The sequence below is a fragment of the Blastopirellula retiformator genome (genome assembly GCF_007859755.1).
GTDB lineage: Bacteria > Planctomycetota > Planctomycetia > Pirellulales > Pirellulaceae > Blastopirellula > Blastopirellula retiformator.
The window spans coordinates 197,724-215,244 of sequence record NZ_SJPF01000006.1 but is presented as its reverse complement, the minus strand read 5'-3'; the positions used below and the strand labels follow the sequence as shown (position 1 = coordinate 215,244).

Sequence of the window (17,521 nt, the reverse complement as noted above, 5' to 3'; positions counted from 1 at the left end):
AGCGAAACTATTCGCGGCCAACTTGGTTAGTTCTCTGAGTGATGACGCTATCGAAGCTGTCTCGTTGTGGAATTGCGATGGCGTCCGTTTGGGATCGTCGCCGCCCTTCGTGGCGCGCCAACATGGCGCACGAATTAAACGTCAAAAATTTTGACTTTCACGAGGACAGAAGAGTTATGGTTCGATTGTCATCAATTTTCTCCGTTTGCGCTACCGTCGCGCTGTTCGCCTCGACGACCGAGGCGGCCGATCACTTTCTGACCGTCGGCGGTGGCCCGATCGCCAAGAGCAGTCAGATCTCGCTCGAAAAGAACGTGCAGTATTTTCAGCGGACGCTCGCTCGCTTGGGGCTCGATAAGCACGAGCACCTGATTCTATTTGGTGACGGCGACAATCCGCAGCCCGACTTGCAGTACGAAGACGTTGATCGCGACGCGGAAGACGTGCGGACCCTGCTGGCCGAGATGATTGGTCCCAGCAACGGCATTCGGTTCAACTATCGCAACTTCGAGATCGACGGCGTCGGCGGCGCGGCCGAACCGGAAGTGATTGAGAAGACTTTGGAGGACCTGGCGCAACGGCTGAACAAGGACGATCGTTTGATTTTCTACTTCACCGGACACGGCGGCAAAGGGAAGCCCGAGACCGAAGTCCGCGTCAAGAAGGAGGAGAAGGAAGACGACGCCGAGAACAAGGACGAAGAGAAGACGGACGACGGCAAGCAAGAGGACGCCAAAGAGGAAGGGGACGAGAAGAAGGACGAGAAGAAAGACGAGAAGAAAGACGAGAAGAAAGACGAGAAGCCGAAGAAACGCGAAAAGCCGCTCGTCGATAACATCACGCACTTGTGGAACTCGAACAAGATGCAGGTGACCGATTGGACCGAGAAGCTGGACGAGTTGCCGGCCGACATGCCGGTCATCGCCGTCATGGTGCAGTGCTTCAGCGGCGGCTTCGGCAACATGATCTTTAAAGGGGGTGATCCCGAGAATGGTCTGGCCGAGCATGCTCGCTGCGGTTTCTTTTCGACGGTGCCGGATCGCGTCGCCGCCGGCTGTACGCCAAACATCGAAGAAGCCGAGTACCGCGAATACTCTTCCTACTTCTATGAAGCGCTGACCGGCGAGACCCGCACTGGCAATTCGGTCGACAAGCCCGACTACGACGCCGACGGTCAATGCTCGCTGCTCGAAGCGCACGCTTACACGGTGCTAACCGCCGACACGATCGATATTCCGACCCGTACGTCCGACGCGCTGCTGCGTTACTACTCGGCGACCGAAGGTAAGGATGGTTTGCTGAGCACCCATTCGCCGATCGCGGCGCTGCTGGCGACCGCTTCGCCTTGTGAGCGGGAAGTGATCGAAGGGCTGAGCGCTCGCTTTGAGCTGACCGGCGCCGATCGCGGCAAACAGGTCGACGAAGCGATCAAGCGTCTGCGAGACGAAAAGAAGAAGATCGACGACGATATCCGCGGGAAACGATCCGAGCAAAGGAAGTCGAAGGTCGAAGTCGCCAAGATGCTGCAAGTTCGCTGGCCGTCCCTGGGCAGCGCCTGGCATCCGGAAGCGGCTCGCCTGATCGCGGAAGAAGGGGATGTCGTCAAACAGGCGATCTTGGAAAACGACGACTATGTCAAGTTCAAAGAGCTCGACGCCGAGATGGAAGAGCTGAAAGAGAAGGGCGAAAAGCTGAACCTCGACATCGTCAAACTCGAGCGTCTGAAGTACTGGCTCGAAACCCGCGCCCTGGCGATCAACCTGCCGATCATGGCCGACGAAAAGGTGCAGAAAGCCTACGCCGAACTGATCGAGCTGGAATCGCAACAGCTGGTCACCACGCCGCCGGTCGTGGCGGGATAACACGTAGCAGCGGGCGACGCTGTTGGCCGGGGCGCCGTTGCCACGTCCGCGTGGCAATGAATGCGTTAGCAAGTTCCGGTCTGGCTTCGTCCATTTTGTGGGGCGTTGAGTAGCGGACGGTCAAGCGACTTTTCCGCGCACCATCATTGCCACGAAGACGTGGCAACGCCACCCAGAATAGAAAACAACAGCCGTCCGAGCTAAGCTCGGACGGCTGTTTGCGTTTCGGTAAGTTCAGCCAAGCGTCTAGGCGCCCAGTTCGGTATCCCAGTACGCTTCGCTGATGAACTTGGCCCACGATTCGATCCGCACGCGGCGGGCCGCGTAAACCGGCGACCAGCGGGGACGAACCGGAATCGCGTGGAGCGGCATCTTCGCCTGATCGGGCGTGCGGTTCGCCTTCGAATGGTTGCACTCGACGCAAGCCAACACGCAGTTCTCCCAGCTCGACTCGCCCCCTTGGGCGCGAGGCAACACGTGGTCAATCGTCAGGCTTTCGCTACCGGGCCGCGCGCCACAATATTGGCACGTGTAGTTGTCGCGCTTGAACACGTTACGACGGCTGAACGTGACCGTGTTCCGCGGGACGCGGTCATAGTTGACCAGCGTGACCACTTCCGGAACGCGAATCCGCAACCGCTGCGACGAGATGAACGGCTCGTCCTTGTTCGGGACCAGCTGCGACCAATCTTCCCAGTCGTACAATTGATAGCTCAGCGGGTCGACGATCCGCGCCGTACCGCTAAACACCTTGGTCAACGAGCGGGCCACCGAAGCGACGCCAACCGGCTGCCAGTTTCGATTTAGTACGAGCGTTGGGCGCTCGAGGATTGCCGACATCCATCTCTCCCTGAGGTTATTGTCGATAACGACTGATCGGTTTCGAACCGATGTCTGGCCGTCAAAACGGACGTGGCCCACAAAGGACGCTGCCTTCAGGGGCGCTCTCTAACCGTCAAACGGACGCTCTGCCTAATTTGAGCTACAGTCGCTTAGGCTCGATCAAAGGACTTGTGTAGGCCTGGATTCCGACCCCGTTGGGGTGAGGAGGGGAGCGTAGTCAGGCCCTCAGCATACCACATCCCCGATTTCTACAGCAACGTTTCTTGGCCGAACCGTTAGGCTCCAACCAAGCTCGTTCGCCACCGGATGGCAGGCATTTTGTGAAGAGTCTGCGAGGCGAACCAGCTCAAAGCGGCCAATTCGCCCCTTTTCGCCCGATTTCAACACCCTTATCCAGCAGCCGCATTCAACCGTAACCACCCACCACTCCCAGCGAAGCCGGCTTGAAGTTTTGGTGAATCCCAATCACGGGACGGCGAAACTGCGTGCCTGCTATTCGGAGGGCGCCTGGGGCGGTGGGGTTCGCGCGAAGGTAGCGCCGACGCCAGCGATCTGCGGCGTGATTTGATCGAAAGATTGTTCGGTCGATCGAATTATTCGCAGAGCAACCTCGCGATGGAACCCCTTCATGAATATCACTCTATTTCTCGCGTCCTTGATAAATTCCATGTAGCATCCGGCAATCTTTCCCGCTTCGCAGAGATTGGCGGCAGGGCAAACCCTGAATTGGCTCTGTCGGCGATCGTCCAAGTCTCTCGGAACGGAGCGTTTGCCGGTATGCATTACGGAATGTTGACGCTGGAACTGCATGGTCATCTCAATCCCATGACCACCCTGGGGGCTGAGCTTCTTCGGCGAGGTCATCGGGTGACCTTGCTTGGTTCGTCGCGAGTCCAGCCTTTTGCCGCGCGAGCCGGTTTGGCCTGGGCGCCGCTGGCCGACTTGGCCCAGATCAACGCCGGGTGGGACAAGCTGGGCGAGCTGTCGGGCCTGGCCGCGATGAAGCACACCGGCAAAATGGTTCAATGGAGTTCGATGGCGACTCGCGACGAGCTGCCTGAAATCATCGAGCAGCGCCAGATCGAGGCGCTTGTCGTCGACCAGGTCGCCCCGGCCGGCGCCGTGGTCGCGGAAGAACAACAGATTCCCTACGTCGTCGTCTGCAACGCCCTGGCGGGGCACTTCCACGGCTCGGTTCCGCCGCCGCCGATGAACTGGCCTTATCGAACCGGGCTGCTCGCTCGACTCAAAAACGGCTTGGCCAATCGGCTGGTCTGTACGCTGTTCGATCGCCTGGCCGGGGCCAGCGGCCCCGGCGCTATTCGTCCGCTGATGCTGACCGAGCTCGATCAGCAGTGGGGCAGGGCGATGATCGCGCAGCAGCCAGCCTGCTTCGATTTTCCCAACCATCCGCGGCCTGCTCACTTCCACTACACCGCTCCTTGGCACACGACAGGCCGAGACAGCCAGGTCGACTTCCCGTGGGATCGACTCGACGACCGGCCGCTGGTCTACGCTTCGCTGGGGACGCTGCAAAACAAACTCCGCCATGTCTACGCCGCGATCGCCGAGTCGGCCCGCGGTATGGATGTACAAATGGTGCTTGCCCTCGGCAGCGCCAACGCGAAGTTGGATGTTCCGATTCCCGATAACGTCATCGTCGTCCCCTACGCGCCGCAACTACAACTGCTCGACAAGGCGTTGGCCGTCATCACGCACGCCGGCCTTAACACCACGCTCGAGACGCTCGCCCGCGGCTTGCCGATGCTCTGCCTGCCGATCACCAACGACCAACCCGGCGTCGCCAGACGCGTCGAACATCTCGGCGCCGGGCTCGTGTTGGGACTGGGAAAGGCCTCGGCCAAGCGAATTCGCCAAGGCCTGATGACGATTCTCAAGGATCCCAAGTTTCGCCATCGAGCCGGCGAGCTGCGAGACGAAATGAGTTGCCTAAACGGTCCGCAAATGGCGGCCGATATTATTGAGCGAGCGATCGGGAACGGCATCGAATTGGAGGAAACGGTGGCGCTGGCCGAATGAGCAAACCAGACGTGACTCGCGAAACGGGGCCTGGTCTCGTTTTCGCCGCCAACCGCTCCACCACGAAAAACCACGCCTGCGAAAACGCGACCTGACCCCTGTTCGCGCGAACCGCCAACACTGGACCGGACTGTTTCGTTTTTTCAAACCCAGAGCGGCTCGTCCGGCATCCCCGTGCGGGTCGCGCAGCGATAAAATGCCTTACCATTCGGTTGGCGCCTCATCAAACGTCGCCAATCCCAATCGCCGCCAATCTCCCAGGCCCGGAGGGCCGTCGCAACCTAGCCTGGGGCGAAGTCGCGCCACGCGACGTAGCCCCAGGACCGATTCGCAAAATCAATCGTTGACGCTGGACTGGACCGTTCTTCTTTCTTGGATCGCCCCTCCGGGGCTTTCGACCATCGAGGCGCACACTCCTGGGGCTACGTCGCCCGATGGGCAACTTCGCCCCAGGCTAGGTTAGGGCGCCCCTCCAGGGCTGAACTGTGTGGGACCGGACCGGACCGTTTCTTTTTTTCCTCTGCCCCAAAGGGGCGCCGCTAAAGCAGCCCAGTGCGAAGTCGCCGGCAGGCGACGTAGCGCTGGGTTTTGTCCATCGACCAAAGCGTGAGCCCCACGGGGGCGATCTAAACGGCCCCTCGATCATGCTTTGCGGAACTCCGGACCAACTGGACCGGACCATTCCGTTTTTTTTAAACCATGTACATCGCTCGTTAGCGCCCCCCTTCAGGGCTTTCGTTTTCAATCGGATTCCTGACCCGGGGCTGCGTCGCTTTCCACGACTCCACCCCGGGCTACTTTGGATTGCCCCCTTGGGGCTGCGGACTGGACTGGACGATTTCGTTTTTTCTTCGCACCACGGGAGCATAACGGCCGCATTCCTGGGGCCTAGCGCACTCGGGCTACGATCGTTTTCGACTGGACCGGACCGTTTCGCTTTTTTAAATCGTAGTGGACTGGATCGCACACTTTTTTTTCTGCTCCCTGGTTCGCCGTCCGGCGGAAATCGTCGCAACCTCTTCCTAACACAGACCTTTCGTTTCGCCCGGCGTTTTCCAAGAGAAACGCCTGCCAAACGCGTCCCGCTCGCACCGCGCGTACGCCGAAACAAACAACGTCCTCAAAAACGACGCGCAAGTATCCGTCAACGAAGACCCAGCCAGTAACTGCCCGCGAAAATCGCAGGCGACTGGTCCCTTCGTCAGGCTTACGTTTGCTCCTCTCCACGATCTCAGGCGTAACAGCCCAGGAGCAAAGTCACCCGGCGGCAAGATCACTCCCCGTCTCCACGGGGTCGGTGAAAGGCAAATTCATGCATTTCACGCGCAGGCGTTAACCCACGGCATGCCTGGACATATTTATACCAGGATTCGAGGCAATCAGGCAAGCAAAAAGAGGGGATGGTGGGAATGACGAATGTCGAGGACGACTTACAGCGGAAAGCGGAAAGCGTAAAGCGGGGACCGTGGTCACGGCCTTGCATAGCCATGAATGCGGCTTGCCATCGGTATGCCAACCAGACGTTGCCAACCGATTCCATAGGAAAAAGAACTTGCCTGACTTGACGACACAAGCATGGCCACGCAAAGTGGTGGTCACGGGGCCTGGGCGTCTTTTCTAAGTCTTCTTACCGCAGAGACTCACGATGCAGTGGCCGCCAGGATTAAATGCCAAACCAGAATCGCCCGCCACCGATGCGGAGATAGCGGCGTTCGTCGAAAGCGTATTCGCACCACTCACCGCACAAGAGCTCGAAGAGTTGCATGCGGAACATCGGGCCATCGTGGGCGAAGGCAGCTTCGATCCTCCGTTCAACCCAGCAATCTGGCCGCTTCCTAATCGACGCTTGCCCGAGTCGTACCTAGCGTTTTTGCAATATTCCAACGGTGGATCATTCTCAGGCGACAATCGAGATTTCGATCCATTGTTCACTACGAATCAAGTTCGCCAGTACATGCTCTTCTACAGCATTCCTCATTGGATGCCTTTATCCGCTCCCATCGGTTTTGATGGCGGGGGAACGTTCTATTTGCTTGACATGCGAGACGATCCGATTGATGGAGACTATCCCGTGCTGTTCGCCAATGCTTGCAACCTTGGGTATGACGAAGCGGTAAAGCTGGCCGACTCGTTCTCGGAACTTATCGCAAATAAGCTAGGACAACCGTGATGCTAGGACTCCCTCACATCGGCGAACGCAAGGCAGTTACCGTTGCCGATTGCGTTCCATCATCCGTTCAAAACGTAGGCGGGCCGCTTCCGGGAGGTGCTCTTCCGTCATTTCGGTGAATAGGTTGGGGAGTGCCGCCAGTGCGACGAAGTTCTCGTTGACCGCTTGCGATAGTTCGGAGTCCAGCGATTCCCAATCGGCAGTCGGCAGCACGGCGAAGCCTGCCGTATCGCTTCCGTGAGAGCAAGCCAGCAGCCGGATTTCGTAGTCGGGCTGAAGCGCCTCATTTAAGGTGCGAATGGCGAGGTCTTGATCGCCGTCGTCGTCCATCAGTGAGACAGTCGTCTCGTTACCATCGCGAATTATCAACAGCAGATCTCCTTGCCAATCGGCGCGGACGTCGGCGCCATCTAGGCAGTCGCCACAGGCCTGCACGAAATCTGCAGGGTCTTCACGCCAGTCCACGGCAAAGAAATGAGGACACTCGTCGTCAAAGAAGGCGTCGTCGATAGCAGGTTCATCGCGGTCAATCAGCCATTGGCGAAAGGAAGGTTCCATCAGGATCTCTCTGCGCTGTGTTGGTTTTGCTGGGATGAGTGCGGGTATTGGCCGGGCGGACGGGCGCCACTGGCCTTAGCCAGTGTCTTCGTTGTTATCACTAACGGCCGTTTCTACCCATTAAAGCCTGGACAACCTATAAACGAGTGCCGGAAGAGCACTGTCTCTGGGCAGTGGCGCCAAGCGGTTGCTACCTGGTTTCGTAACACTTAAGAATTCGCCCCGTTTGCTCATCCACGATGAAGGCGAAGTCGCGCCCCGGGCGAACGAATATTGCCGTGAGCTCTCCGTTCACATAATAGGCGTCCGCAAACCCGTTGCCGCCACGGAAGCTTGCAGGGATTTCAATTTCGCAGCGAACTTCTCCGGATGCATTGCGAATTTGAGCGTTCGACTTTCCATCATCGCGCATGGGCAGCACGACGACAACGCCTGAATCATCACGAAGCTCGTTTACAACGACTTGGCCCTTGCCGAACTCTTGCTCAAGCGCAAGTCGCATCGATTCGGAAAACGACATTTCTGGTTTGCTTAACTTAGTTGCATTCGATGGGTCATGCCCCAGAACTTTCGACATCGCCAAATTCAAGAGCTGGGGCTCGACCGAGGTTATGCTGATAGAACGCCTGAATCTTAATCGGCGTTAAACCAACTCCCGTCGATCTCCGATTCAAAGTGCAATTCGTCCAGGAAGAGCAGAAAGGGAACTTTTTGTGCTGGGGCCATTATTTCTCCTTCAACATCGTTGAACAAATCGAGAACAAAACCGCTGACCGTACTTTCCTTGACATCGACCAACTCGATCCCATCCCACGAGACGCGTTCTGATTTCCACTTGAGTCCTTGAGGGGCAAATACATAGAGCGTGGTGTAGTCGCACCCGATTAGAAGATCGCTATCGGGCGCATAGATGACGTCCGTTAAGTCGTCTTGTTCGGAAGCGAAAGCGAGTTGTTTGCTATTTGCGTTGACGCGGTAAAGCTTGCCTGCGACTAGAATCGCAAATTCACCCCACGGCGATTGCGCCATGATGGGCAATCTGCGATAATCCGGCAAATACGTCTTGGCGATTTCGCGACGTCCGTTTCGCCGCCAGGCGTTCGCTTTGCAGGGAGGTCTTCCGCATGTCTTCTTCGGCCGCTTCGATTCAACAGCACTTTGCCGACCTGACCGATCCGCGCACGCGGAAGGTGACTTATCCGCTGGTCAACATCGTCACGATGTCGCTCTGCGCGGTGCTCGGCGGGGCGGACGATTTTGTCGCCATCGCCGATTGGGCGGAGGATAAGAAGGAGTGGCTTTCGAAGTTTCTCGACATGAGCAGCGGCGTCCCTTCGCACGATCGATTCAACGCGATTCTGGGCGCGCTCAAGCCGGCCGAGTTGGAGAAGTGTTTGCTGAGTTGGATCACGGCGCTGCAGGACATTACCGACGGACAAATCATCGCGATCGACGGCAAGACGTTGCGGCGCAGTTTCGACGCCGCCAGCAGCAAGGCGGCGATTCACATGGTCAGCGCCTGGGCGACCGCTAATCATGTGAGCCTGGGTCAGGTAGCGACCGACGCGAAGAGTAATGAGATCACGGCGATTCCGAAATTGCTCGAAATCATCGAGGTTTCCGGCTGTTTGGTGACGATCGACGCGATGGGCTGTCAAAAGGAGATCGCTGCAAAGATCGTCGACGCAGGCGGCGATTATTGCCTGGCGATCAAAGGAAATCAGCGTTACTTGCATCAGGCAATTCGCGATCACTTCGTCGCCGCGATGGAAGTCGACTTCAAGAAGCTGAAAGTCCATCGTCACGAAACGCACGAGAAAGGGCATGGCCGCGAAGAGTCGCGCTACTATTATCTCTGCCCGATCGACGCAGATGATTTTCCGTACGCGAGCAAGTGGAAGAAGTTGAAAGCGATCGGCATGACGATCAACATCGTCAAGCAAAACGGCAAAGAGACAAGCGACGTCCGCTACTATATCGTTAGCAAATACCTCACGGGCAAACGCTTCGCCGAAGCGGTCCGCGGTCACTGGAGCATCGAGAACAGTTTGCATTGGCAACTCGACGTAACGTTCGGCGAGGACCAAAGCCGCATCCGAAAAGGAAACGCCGACATCAACTTCAGCCTGCTGCGAAGAACGAGTTTGAGCCTCTTGAAGAACAACAAAACGGCCAAGGTGGGCGTGAAGAACAAGCGGCTAAAAGCGGGGCGGAACGACGCCTATCTGCTGGAAGTGTTGCTGGCGACGTGATTTATGGTGCGATCGCCGTGAAATTCACCCTCCGACAATTCAATGATCTTCCCCTCGTAACGCTGTGTGCCTGCGCCGAAAATACCGCACCACTGCGTGTATTCTTCGTCCTCAAACATGACCCAGAGACAATTTTCGGTCGCATGGAACTGGATTTCACGAACGCTAGCGGTCGGGCGTTCACGCAAGATCGTCGCTGCAGGCATTGGGAACCGGTTTTCGAGGAGCTATGTGGAGTTGCGAGAATTGCAGGCTTAGAATCTAGTCGCTTTTGAGATCGCCGGGCGGCACGGTTATCTGCGACAGTGCGCTTTCCCAGCTAGATTGACGCGGTCGGCATCGAAGCGCGTTCCGGCAATTGCCTTCGTGCTATTCTTTTGACTTCCCACGAGCGATGCAATACTGTGCTGTCTTGTAGCTCTGCCGCCTGGCAAGAAGTCTCCGGTCCTCCAATCGTCTGAGTACGTCAATTGCAAGATCTCAATCATCCCAAAGTAAAGCCGTTCACCCGTGAGATTGCTGCCGAATTGTCGCTGGAGCCGCGGTTTACGGAATTCGTGTTTGCCAGAGAGCGGCCAGATTGCTTTCGGTATTGGGTTGAAGAGGTGCAGGGAAGTTGGACGTGCTATGTGTCTGACGAATTCGATGTGGCCTACCCTTTGTGGTCTTCCAATGCCGATCAAACCTTGGTTTTGGTGCGTGATTCGACGTTGGTTTTTGGGTATGGTTGGCATGATGAACCCGACATAGAAATCGTCTCCAAAACGGCGCAGGGATTGCTCACCGACTTGATGCGTCAAATCGCCGAATCGGATGTGCCGGATGCGGATCTACGGCAGGCGGCCGAGTTTTGCGATTACCGATACCTTGATGAACTGCTGGCATTTATTGACGAGCCCACACCAGTCGACAAATGGTCCGAGGCGATGGAGCAGTTTATTGCGAATGTCGACGCCAAGGAGAGTTGACGGCATTAGGCATGCCGACCGGCGGGCTACGCCTGAAGTCAGACGATTTACCGTCGATAGCGAGTAGCCAATCAAACCTCAACAGCAATCAGCACGCGATCAGTAACATGACATTCCTCCAACTGCCACGTATCGCCGTTGTCGGCCGGGTGGCACTGTTTTCGGCTTCGCTTTTCGGGTGCCACTGTCGTCTGCGACAGCCTGGCAGGTCAGGCCTTGGCCTGACGATGCGCATGCGCCGGTTGTCCAATGGTGAAACGCTATGCTTTGCAAGGCCGTGCGAATGGTGGGGCGATTGTTGGTTCGCAGGTTCGTCAGGCCGAGGCCTGACCTACAACTACTTGGTTCATGTTTGACAAGCTATTGGAGGATTGTTTGGAAGTCAAAGAGAATTTTCGTTCCCGATCTCCCGAAGGGTTGGTCCACTAACTTGATTCAAAGAAGAGCACTGTCGCGGACGACAGTGCCACCCCTTTCCGCCCTACAAAAAAACGCGGCGGAGAGCAAAGCCCTCCGCCGCGACCTAGGTTTATCTAATTGCGTGAAGCTCACGCTGATCTCGATCTACTCTTGATCCACAATCGAGATCTTCATCTCATCCGAGTTCCCGACCAGTTCCGGTGCGTACATCGCTTCGGCGATTGCCGGGAGGGCGCTGAACTTGCCGGGGATTTCGGCTCGTAGTTTGTAGGTCAAACTGTGGCGGCCGCGGGGTAGTTGGCGGACGAAGAACGTGACGCGGTCGTCGCGGAGTTCTTTGTAGGCGCCGAGGCTGTTGCCGTCGTAGCCGCTGCGGAGGTCGACCGCTTCGAAGCCGGCCGCTTTTTGGTCCTCGAACATGACGTACTCGTAGTCGTTTTTCGACTCCAGCACGAGTTCGATTTCGACCAGGTCGCCGCTGACGAGCTGGGCGCCCGTTTCGAGCGGTTCGCGGCGGTACTTCTCGACCTTTTGGTCGATCGCCTGACCACGGTCGCCGGCGACTTTGACTTCTTTTTCTTCCGGCACGAGCTTGTAGAAGCGTCGCTGGACTTTGACTTCGAGCCCGGCCTTGGTGATGAAGTCTTCCAGCGTGAAGTTGGTCAGGTAGGCGTTGAAGTAGACGGCGCCTTCCCCTTGGCGGCGGATCTCGATCTTGTGATCGCCGCCGGTGACGTTCTTGCCGACGAGTTCAAAGGTGTTGTCGACCGTGAACAGGTTCTCTTTGGTGAACTCGGTCGTTTCCTTCTTCTGGCCGTCGACCCAAATTTCGACCGTCATCTCCGGCTTCAGTTCGCCGGTCGCCCGGAGGTAGTCGGCCATCACTTCGATGCAGAGCGAAGTGTCGCGGGTCGACTTCCAGTAGGTCGCGTGCTTGCGGTTGTTGAGCAAGTACTTGACCATTCGGGGAGCGGTCTTGCCGTTGGGATCGGTCTTGGTCAGCAGCTTCAGGTAGTAGGCGTTGGCCTCGATCGGATCGCCGTACCAGTTCCACCAGTAGTTGTCTTCCGGCATCTTCAGGTAGGCAGTTTCGTTTTCGAGATCGGTCACCAGGTACTGCTGGAGGTTCCGCTCGAGCATCGCCAGCTTGTCGGCGTCCTGCATCTTGTGCAGACCGAGGGCGTACATCGCCTTGGCGTAGACCGACAGGCTGGTTCGATCGCGATAGAGGAAATCACGCATGGCGCGGTTTTCTCGACCGGCGTCGACCAGGATCATGTAGACGAAGGCGTCGGTGTTGTCGGCCTTCTGCTTACGCGGTTTCTTGTCGCCGTCGGCGTTTTGCAGCTTCGTGACTTCGGCCGCCTGGTAGCTGGTGAGCCAATCCAAACCGCTGTTTAGCACGTTGGGCACAATCGCCACATCGTTGGCCTGGGCGACTTGCAAACCATGCACGACCACGCCGGTGGTGTGCGGGTAGCTCCGTTCGTTGTAGCCGGAGAACCAGCCCCAGCCGCCATCGGAGTTTTGCATGTCGGTCAGACGCTGCACCCCGTCGGTCACCATCTTGCGAACGGTCTCCATCTCGAAGACCGGGTTCCGCTCGAAACGTTTCCACTGGGCGGCACGCTCGGCCGGATCGCCCAGCTCTTGGGCGTTCAGGTTGTTGCGTTTCTCCTGAATCGACTTCAGATCAAGCTGCATATCGAGCAGCACTTTCTGCGTGATCACCGTCGGCAGGAAGCGGTTGAGCGTTTGCTCAGTACAGCCGTACGGGTAGTCGACCATATAGGGCAACGCGTCGACCATGGCGCCGGCCAAAGTCGGCGTGTAGCGAACCACCAGGCGGCTGTCGTCGACGCGACGTTGCTGCGGCACGGTGACCGTGAGCGAGGCGTTGTCGACTTCCGGCTGAACCGTGCCGGCCCACGATTCGGTCTTCAGCAGGCCATGGACCTTGACCGGGAAGCTCATCTCCATGGCGTCCGACTCTTCGTCGGTCAGCGCTTTCATGCGAATGACGGCGGTTCCTTCCGAGAGAACCTTTACCCGCCAATCGACGCGCTGTTCGCCGCCGGCTTCGATCTTGATCGTCTGCTCGGACGGATCAAGATGGTCGAGCAAGCCGCCGGGCGTTTCGAGCGAAACTTGCACCGCCTTGGCGTTTTTCAGGTAGTTGTGAACATTGGCCGACAGGACCACTTCGTCGGTCTGGACGAAGAAACGCGGCGCCTGAAGACGGATCAGCAGGTTTTTGGTGGTAACCACCTCGGCCTCACCCGATCCGACGCGGGTACCGTCTCCCATCGCCCACGACTTGACCTTCCAGGTGGTCAGGTTTTCGGGCATTTTCAAGGAGACTTCGGCTTCCCCTTGTTTGTTGGTCGTCAGGGCGCCAACCCACAGGGCGGTGTCGGCAAAGTTAGTGCGGACCGACGGCTCGACGTTGGGCGCGGCTTGTTGCTGCGCTTCTCCGCCGGCCGGCGCCGCTTCCAGTTCGGCGACGGCGTCCGCGGCGAACAGGTTCGATGACTTCGCCATCGCGCCGCGGGCCATCATCATGCCGGGAGCGCCGGCCGCCATCGGCATGGCACGTCCACCCCCCATGGCCATCCCTTCGGCTATCATCTGCTTATCCATGCCGGAGTCGTCTGAGAGTTCGTCGGCGACGCTATGGCCAAAGACCCCAAGGAAGCCCATGCCTGGTTTGTCAGGCGGATTGAGGTTGTAGGACGCTTTGGAAAGGCTGTCGCTGGTCGACGGGTGGTGATGGCGGCGCCATTTCCAGAAGAACTCGCGAATGTCGCCGACGTTCGAGCCGCCGGAGATGTACTCGACCGCCTTGTCGTAGATCGAGATCACGGTCGAACCGATGAACGGTTCGCCGGTATCGTCAGTCAGCTTGATCTTGACGGTCGCCTCTTCGCCGGGCTTGTACTCCTTTGAGGAAGGATCGACCGCGACGTTGATGATCCTCTTTTCGGGCGGCACGACAATCTCCTTCGTCTCTTGGTAGACGGCGCCGTCATAGACGGTAACCGCTTCGACAAAGAAGTTCGGCATGTCTTTCTTGACGACGGCGATATCGACCACCTGGCTCTTGCCGGCCAATTGCAAACGCTGCGGCGGCAGATAGACGCCGTTGGTCGGGCGAACGAAGAGCAGCACGGTGGCGCCGGGACGATCGGTGTTGACCTGCAGCTTGACGGTGTCGCCCGGCTGATAGTCCTTCTTGTCCGGAATCAACTCCAAGTGGTTGAAGCGGTAGTCGCTGCCGGTGAAGCCGGCGCCGATCACGGTGAAGATGAAGGCGCCTTCGATCTCATGTTCTTTAGAATCGGTCACCTTGGCCGACAAACGATATTGTCCGGCAGCCGAGGCTTCGATCTGCAGGCTGCTCAAACCTTCGGGGCCGACCTCTTGATTCCAGGTTTGCACCTTGGTTTCGATCGGCTTCCGATTTTCGTCGTAGGTGATCTTGTAAAGGACTAGCTCGGCCGGGCCAGAGACCGGTTTGCCGTCGAGCGTTTGGGCTTTGATGTTGGCCTGGATCGTATCGCCGACTTGGTAGTAACCGCGATCGAGCCAGGTAAAGACCTTGAACGGCTCGCGGGCGACCAGCACATCGCCGCTGCCGACGATGGTGCGGCGCGACTCGTCACGCACTTCGGCGGTGATCGAGTACTTGTGATCCTTGTCGGCGTGAATCGCTTTGGCCAATTCGGTATCGATCTCGACCTTGACGGTTCCGTCAGCGCCGATTTCGACTTCCTGTTCGGCGACCAGCTCTGGTGGATTTCGCGGGAAGGGGAACCAGAACGGATAGGGCCGCGTGCAACCGACCCAGTTGCGGTAGCCAGGATACCAGTCGTAGTCATACGCGAACCACCAATAGCCCTTGCCGTAGAACCAGTCCCACGGGGCGATTGGATACCAATCTTGGCGATAGTCGGAACGGGTGATCTTGTACTTCACGGTCGCGTTGGTGACCGGGGCGCCGAAGAAGTACTTGGCGGTAATGGTCGCTTCGATCTTCTCGCCCAGCATGACCGGTTCGGTCGGGGCGTCGACTTTGACTTCGTATTCCGGCTTCTTGTACTCCTCGACGCGGAACGAGCCGCCGCCATGATCGGTGTAAATCTGATACGAGCCGAGCTTGGCGTCGGCCGGAATCGGGAACTCGCCGACCATGCCGCCGAACTCGTCGGTGGTCAGGTGCTTCTCATACACCTTTTCCCCTTGCGGATCGTTGATCTGCACGCGGAACTGGCGATTGGCGAACGGACTCGGGCCTTCTTTGTCGTACTGAGCGTGGCCGAGCCAGAACTTGAAGTTGGCGGTCTGGTCGGGACGATAGACGGGGCGATCGGTGATCAGAAACGCTTTGGTGGCGTTGTACTCGGCATCGTGACGCTGGCCGAACCAGATGCCGTCAAAGCCCATGTAGGCCAGACCGTGCCCTTCTGGCCGGGCCATGACGATCCACTGCATCCGGTCGTCGACCTTCGACTTGTCGATCGTGATCTGACCGTTGGCGTCGGTGTTGGCGGCGAAGTTTTTGGTGGTGACGTTAAAGCGGTTCGTGCCGCGAATGTTGTCTTGGCGATAGCCGAAGAACTCGACGTTGACGCCGGGCAGCGCTTTGCCGGTCACCGCATCGGCGACGTAGTAGAGCTTCGCCTGATCCAATTGCTTGGCGAGGATGACCGAGTCGGCGATCCAGACGACGATGCTGACCTGGTTGCCATCTTCCATCTGCGCCTTGACTAGGTAGGCGCCGGCGTTTTGCAGCGGGGCGGCGATCGTCACTCGCTTGTCGAAATGATTCTCACGCGGGGCCAGGTCGACGCTCCACTCGGCGATCGGTTTGCCGACGTACTTGCCCCCATCTTGATGAATGATCCGCGAACCAAGGTCCTGGATGTTCATCCGTTGGTATTCGACCCGGTTGGGGCCTGACTTCAGATAGCTCTTCACGTCGGCCAGCAATTTGTTGACGTCGATCGGCGACGCGGTCAGGCTGACCTTCTTGCCGTTGCGGAAGAGGTACTGCAGCTGGGCGCCTTGTCCGGCGGCGGCGACTTCGCCCCCTTGGAACTGTCCCCAGTTGCCGATGATTTGATCGAGCTGCCGCTGGCGATAGCTGTTGTTGCCGGGACCAAATTTTTCGATCGCATCGCGCCAGAGCTGCGCAGCGCGGGGATATTGGCGACGGTTCTCAAAGTTGTTCGCGAGATGGCTGTAGCTCGCTTCGACATAGCCGTCGTCTTTGGCGCTCAAGATTTCCTTGAACAGCGCGATGTGATTGAATTCGTCGGGGATCTCGAAACGTTGGATCCCATTGGCCAGGCGAGCGATCGTTTCATTTTCTTTCAGCGTGTGCAGGGCGAACGTGCCGGTATCGGCGTCGTCGTCTTGCTGTTGACCGCCGCGGGGGAAAAAGCCGAACTGCTGTAGCGTTTGCACGCCAAATTGCGAAGAGGCGAAGCTGGCCCGTTGATGCAGCGCGTTCCCCTTCATGTTCGGTTGATTTTCGACCATCATCGCCAGGGCCCACCGCCAACGCTCGCCGTCGTTGGTCGCCTCTTGCCATGACTTCGGTTCGCTGTAGTAGATTGGCTTGCCGTCGGCGTCGACCGGCGCGCCCTGCGTCGGGGCGCCGCGACCATAGCCTTCTTCGTAGTCGGGCAGCTCGTTGGTCGCCGTCAGGTATTGCAAACGCCAGGCCTGGCCGCCGCCGCGACCATTCATCACAAACTGGGCAAGTTCGTTATAGAAGTTGGCGACTTGTCCCTTTTTGTTTTCTTTGGCGACCAGCGGCAGCGCTTGTTCGTACAACTGCAACGCACGGACGCGATCTCGCTCGATGCTGTTGGTCCATTGGCCGCGATTGCGACGGGCGCCGCGGACAAACTTGTTGTCGATCATCTGGCCGTAGTGTTGAATGTTTTGATATTGCGCGGCGACGCCAGCCAGCACCTGCCACTTTTCGGGATGAGCGGCGACCACTTCTTCGAGAAAGTCAGCTTGCTCTTCGACGCGGGCCAGTTGCTGCAGGGCGCTGGTCATCTGGTAGAGATGCGTGCGAATCTCGTCAGGACTACTATCCGCGTTTAGAAACAGCGGGCGACCTTGCTCGTAGGCTTCTTTGTAGTTGCCTTGCCGATAGAGTTTGTCGAGCTGCGCAAAGTCGGTTGGTTGGTTCTGCACGGCGAGCGTTCCTAATTGTCCGGCCAGCATGGCGCCGATGACGCCGACGACAGCCAGTACCAGTGCAAACTCGACAAAGCGAAACCTTACGGCGAATCTCTTGTTCATATTCCTAACCTGATGCTTAGTCACTTGCGGATGGCGCCCGATTGCTCCGCATTCTGCCAATCAACAACCATGACGACTTAGCTGGCCGGA

The 17,521-nt window shown here is 58.0% G+C and carries 10 protein-coding genes and 1 tRNA gene; 5 read left to right on the top strand and 6 right to left on the bottom strand.

Features of this window, described 5'->3' with window-relative positions:
* The first annotated feature begins 176 nt into the window (after positions 1 to 176).
* On the top strand, positions 177 to 1,862 hold the full coding sequence (locus tag Enr8_RS22765; RefSeq protein WP_146436165.1) for a hypothetical protein: 1,686 nt from the start codon (positions 177 to 179) through the stop codon (positions 1,860 to 1,862).
* A gap of 246 nt (positions 1,863 to 2,108) precedes the next feature.
* Here Enr8_RS22765 and Enr8_RS22760 read toward each other — a convergent pair whose 3' ends face one another.
* Positions 2,109 to 2,702 (bottom strand): HNH endonuclease, encoded by a 594-nt coding sequence (locus tag Enr8_RS22760; RefSeq protein ID WP_146436162.1) that lies wholly within the window; start codon positions 2,700 to 2,702, stop codon positions 2,109 to 2,111.
* A 27-nt stretch (positions 2,703 to 2,729) separates the two neighbouring features.
* Positions 2,730 to 2,854 (bottom strand) — tRNA-OTHER (locus Enr8_RS25605).
* A 628-nt stretch (positions 2,855 to 3,482) separates the two neighbouring features.
* On the opposite strand from Enr8_RS25605, the gene Enr8_RS22755 reads away from it, so the two are divergent.
* Together Enr8_RS22755 and Enr8_RS22750 are read left to right on the top strand one after the other, a co-directional pair.
* Positions 3,483 to 4,745 (top strand): glycosyltransferase, encoded by a 1,263-nt coding sequence (locus Enr8_RS22755; RefSeq protein ID WP_186767815.1) that lies wholly within the window; start codon positions 3,483 to 3,485, stop codon positions 4,743 to 4,745.
* Between the two features lie 1,645 nt (positions 4,746 to 6,390).
* The gene (locus tag Enr8_RS22750; protein ID WP_146436157.1) at positions 6,391 to 6,915 is read left to right on the top strand and encodes an SMI1/KNR4 family protein; all 525 of its coding nucleotides are present in this window, start codon (positions 6,391 to 6,393) and stop codon (positions 6,913 to 6,915) included.
* 36 nt (positions 6,916 to 6,951) lie between these two features.
* Here the strand turns inward: Enr8_RS22750 and Enr8_RS22745 are convergent, their stop codons facing one another.
* From Enr8_RS22745 to Enr8_RS22735, 3 genes are all read right to left on the bottom strand, one after another.
* Positions 6,952 to 7,473 carry a hypothetical protein gene (locus Enr8_RS22745; RefSeq protein WP_146436155.1) on the bottom strand — a complete coding sequence of 174 codons (522 nt, stop codon included), beginning with the start codon at positions 7,471 to 7,473 and terminating at the stop codon, positions 6,952 to 6,954.
* 190 nt (positions 7,474 to 7,663) lie between these two features.
* Positions 7,664 to 8,050 (bottom strand): hypothetical protein, encoded by a 387-nt coding sequence (locus tag Enr8_RS22740; protein ID WP_146436152.1) that lies wholly within the window; start codon positions 8,048 to 8,050, stop codon positions 7,664 to 7,666.
* Between the two features lie 56 nt (positions 8,051 to 8,106).
* Positions 8,107 to 8,502 (bottom strand): hypothetical protein, encoded by a 396-nt coding sequence (locus Enr8_RS22735; RefSeq protein ID WP_146436150.1) that lies wholly within the window; start codon positions 8,500 to 8,502, stop codon positions 8,107 to 8,109.
* 95 nt (positions 8,503 to 8,597) lie between these two features.
* Between Enr8_RS22735 and Enr8_RS22730 the strand changes: the two genes are divergently transcribed.
* Together Enr8_RS22730 and Enr8_RS22725 are read left to right on the top strand one after the other, a co-directional pair.
* A complete protein-coding gene (locus tag Enr8_RS22730; protein ID WP_146435957.1) occupies positions 8,598 to 9,725 on the top strand; it encodes an ISAs1 family transposase in 1,128 nt (375 codons plus the stop codon).
* 470 nt (positions 9,726 to 10,195) lie between these two features.
* On the top strand, positions 10,196 to 10,693 hold the full coding sequence (locus Enr8_RS22725) for a hypothetical protein (protein WP_146436148.1): 498 nt from the start codon (positions 10,196 to 10,198) through the stop codon (positions 10,691 to 10,693).
* A gap of 564 nt (positions 10,694 to 11,257) precedes the next feature.
* On the opposite strand, the gene Enr8_RS22720 is transcribed toward Enr8_RS22725, so the two are convergent.
* Positions 11,258 to 17,431: an alpha-2-macroglobulin family protein gene (locus Enr8_RS22720; protein WP_246120216.1), complete on the bottom strand. Its 6,174-nt coding sequence runs from the start codon at positions 17,429 to 17,431 to the stop codon at positions 11,258 to 11,260.
* Positions 17,432 to 17,521 lie beyond the last annotated feature (90 nt).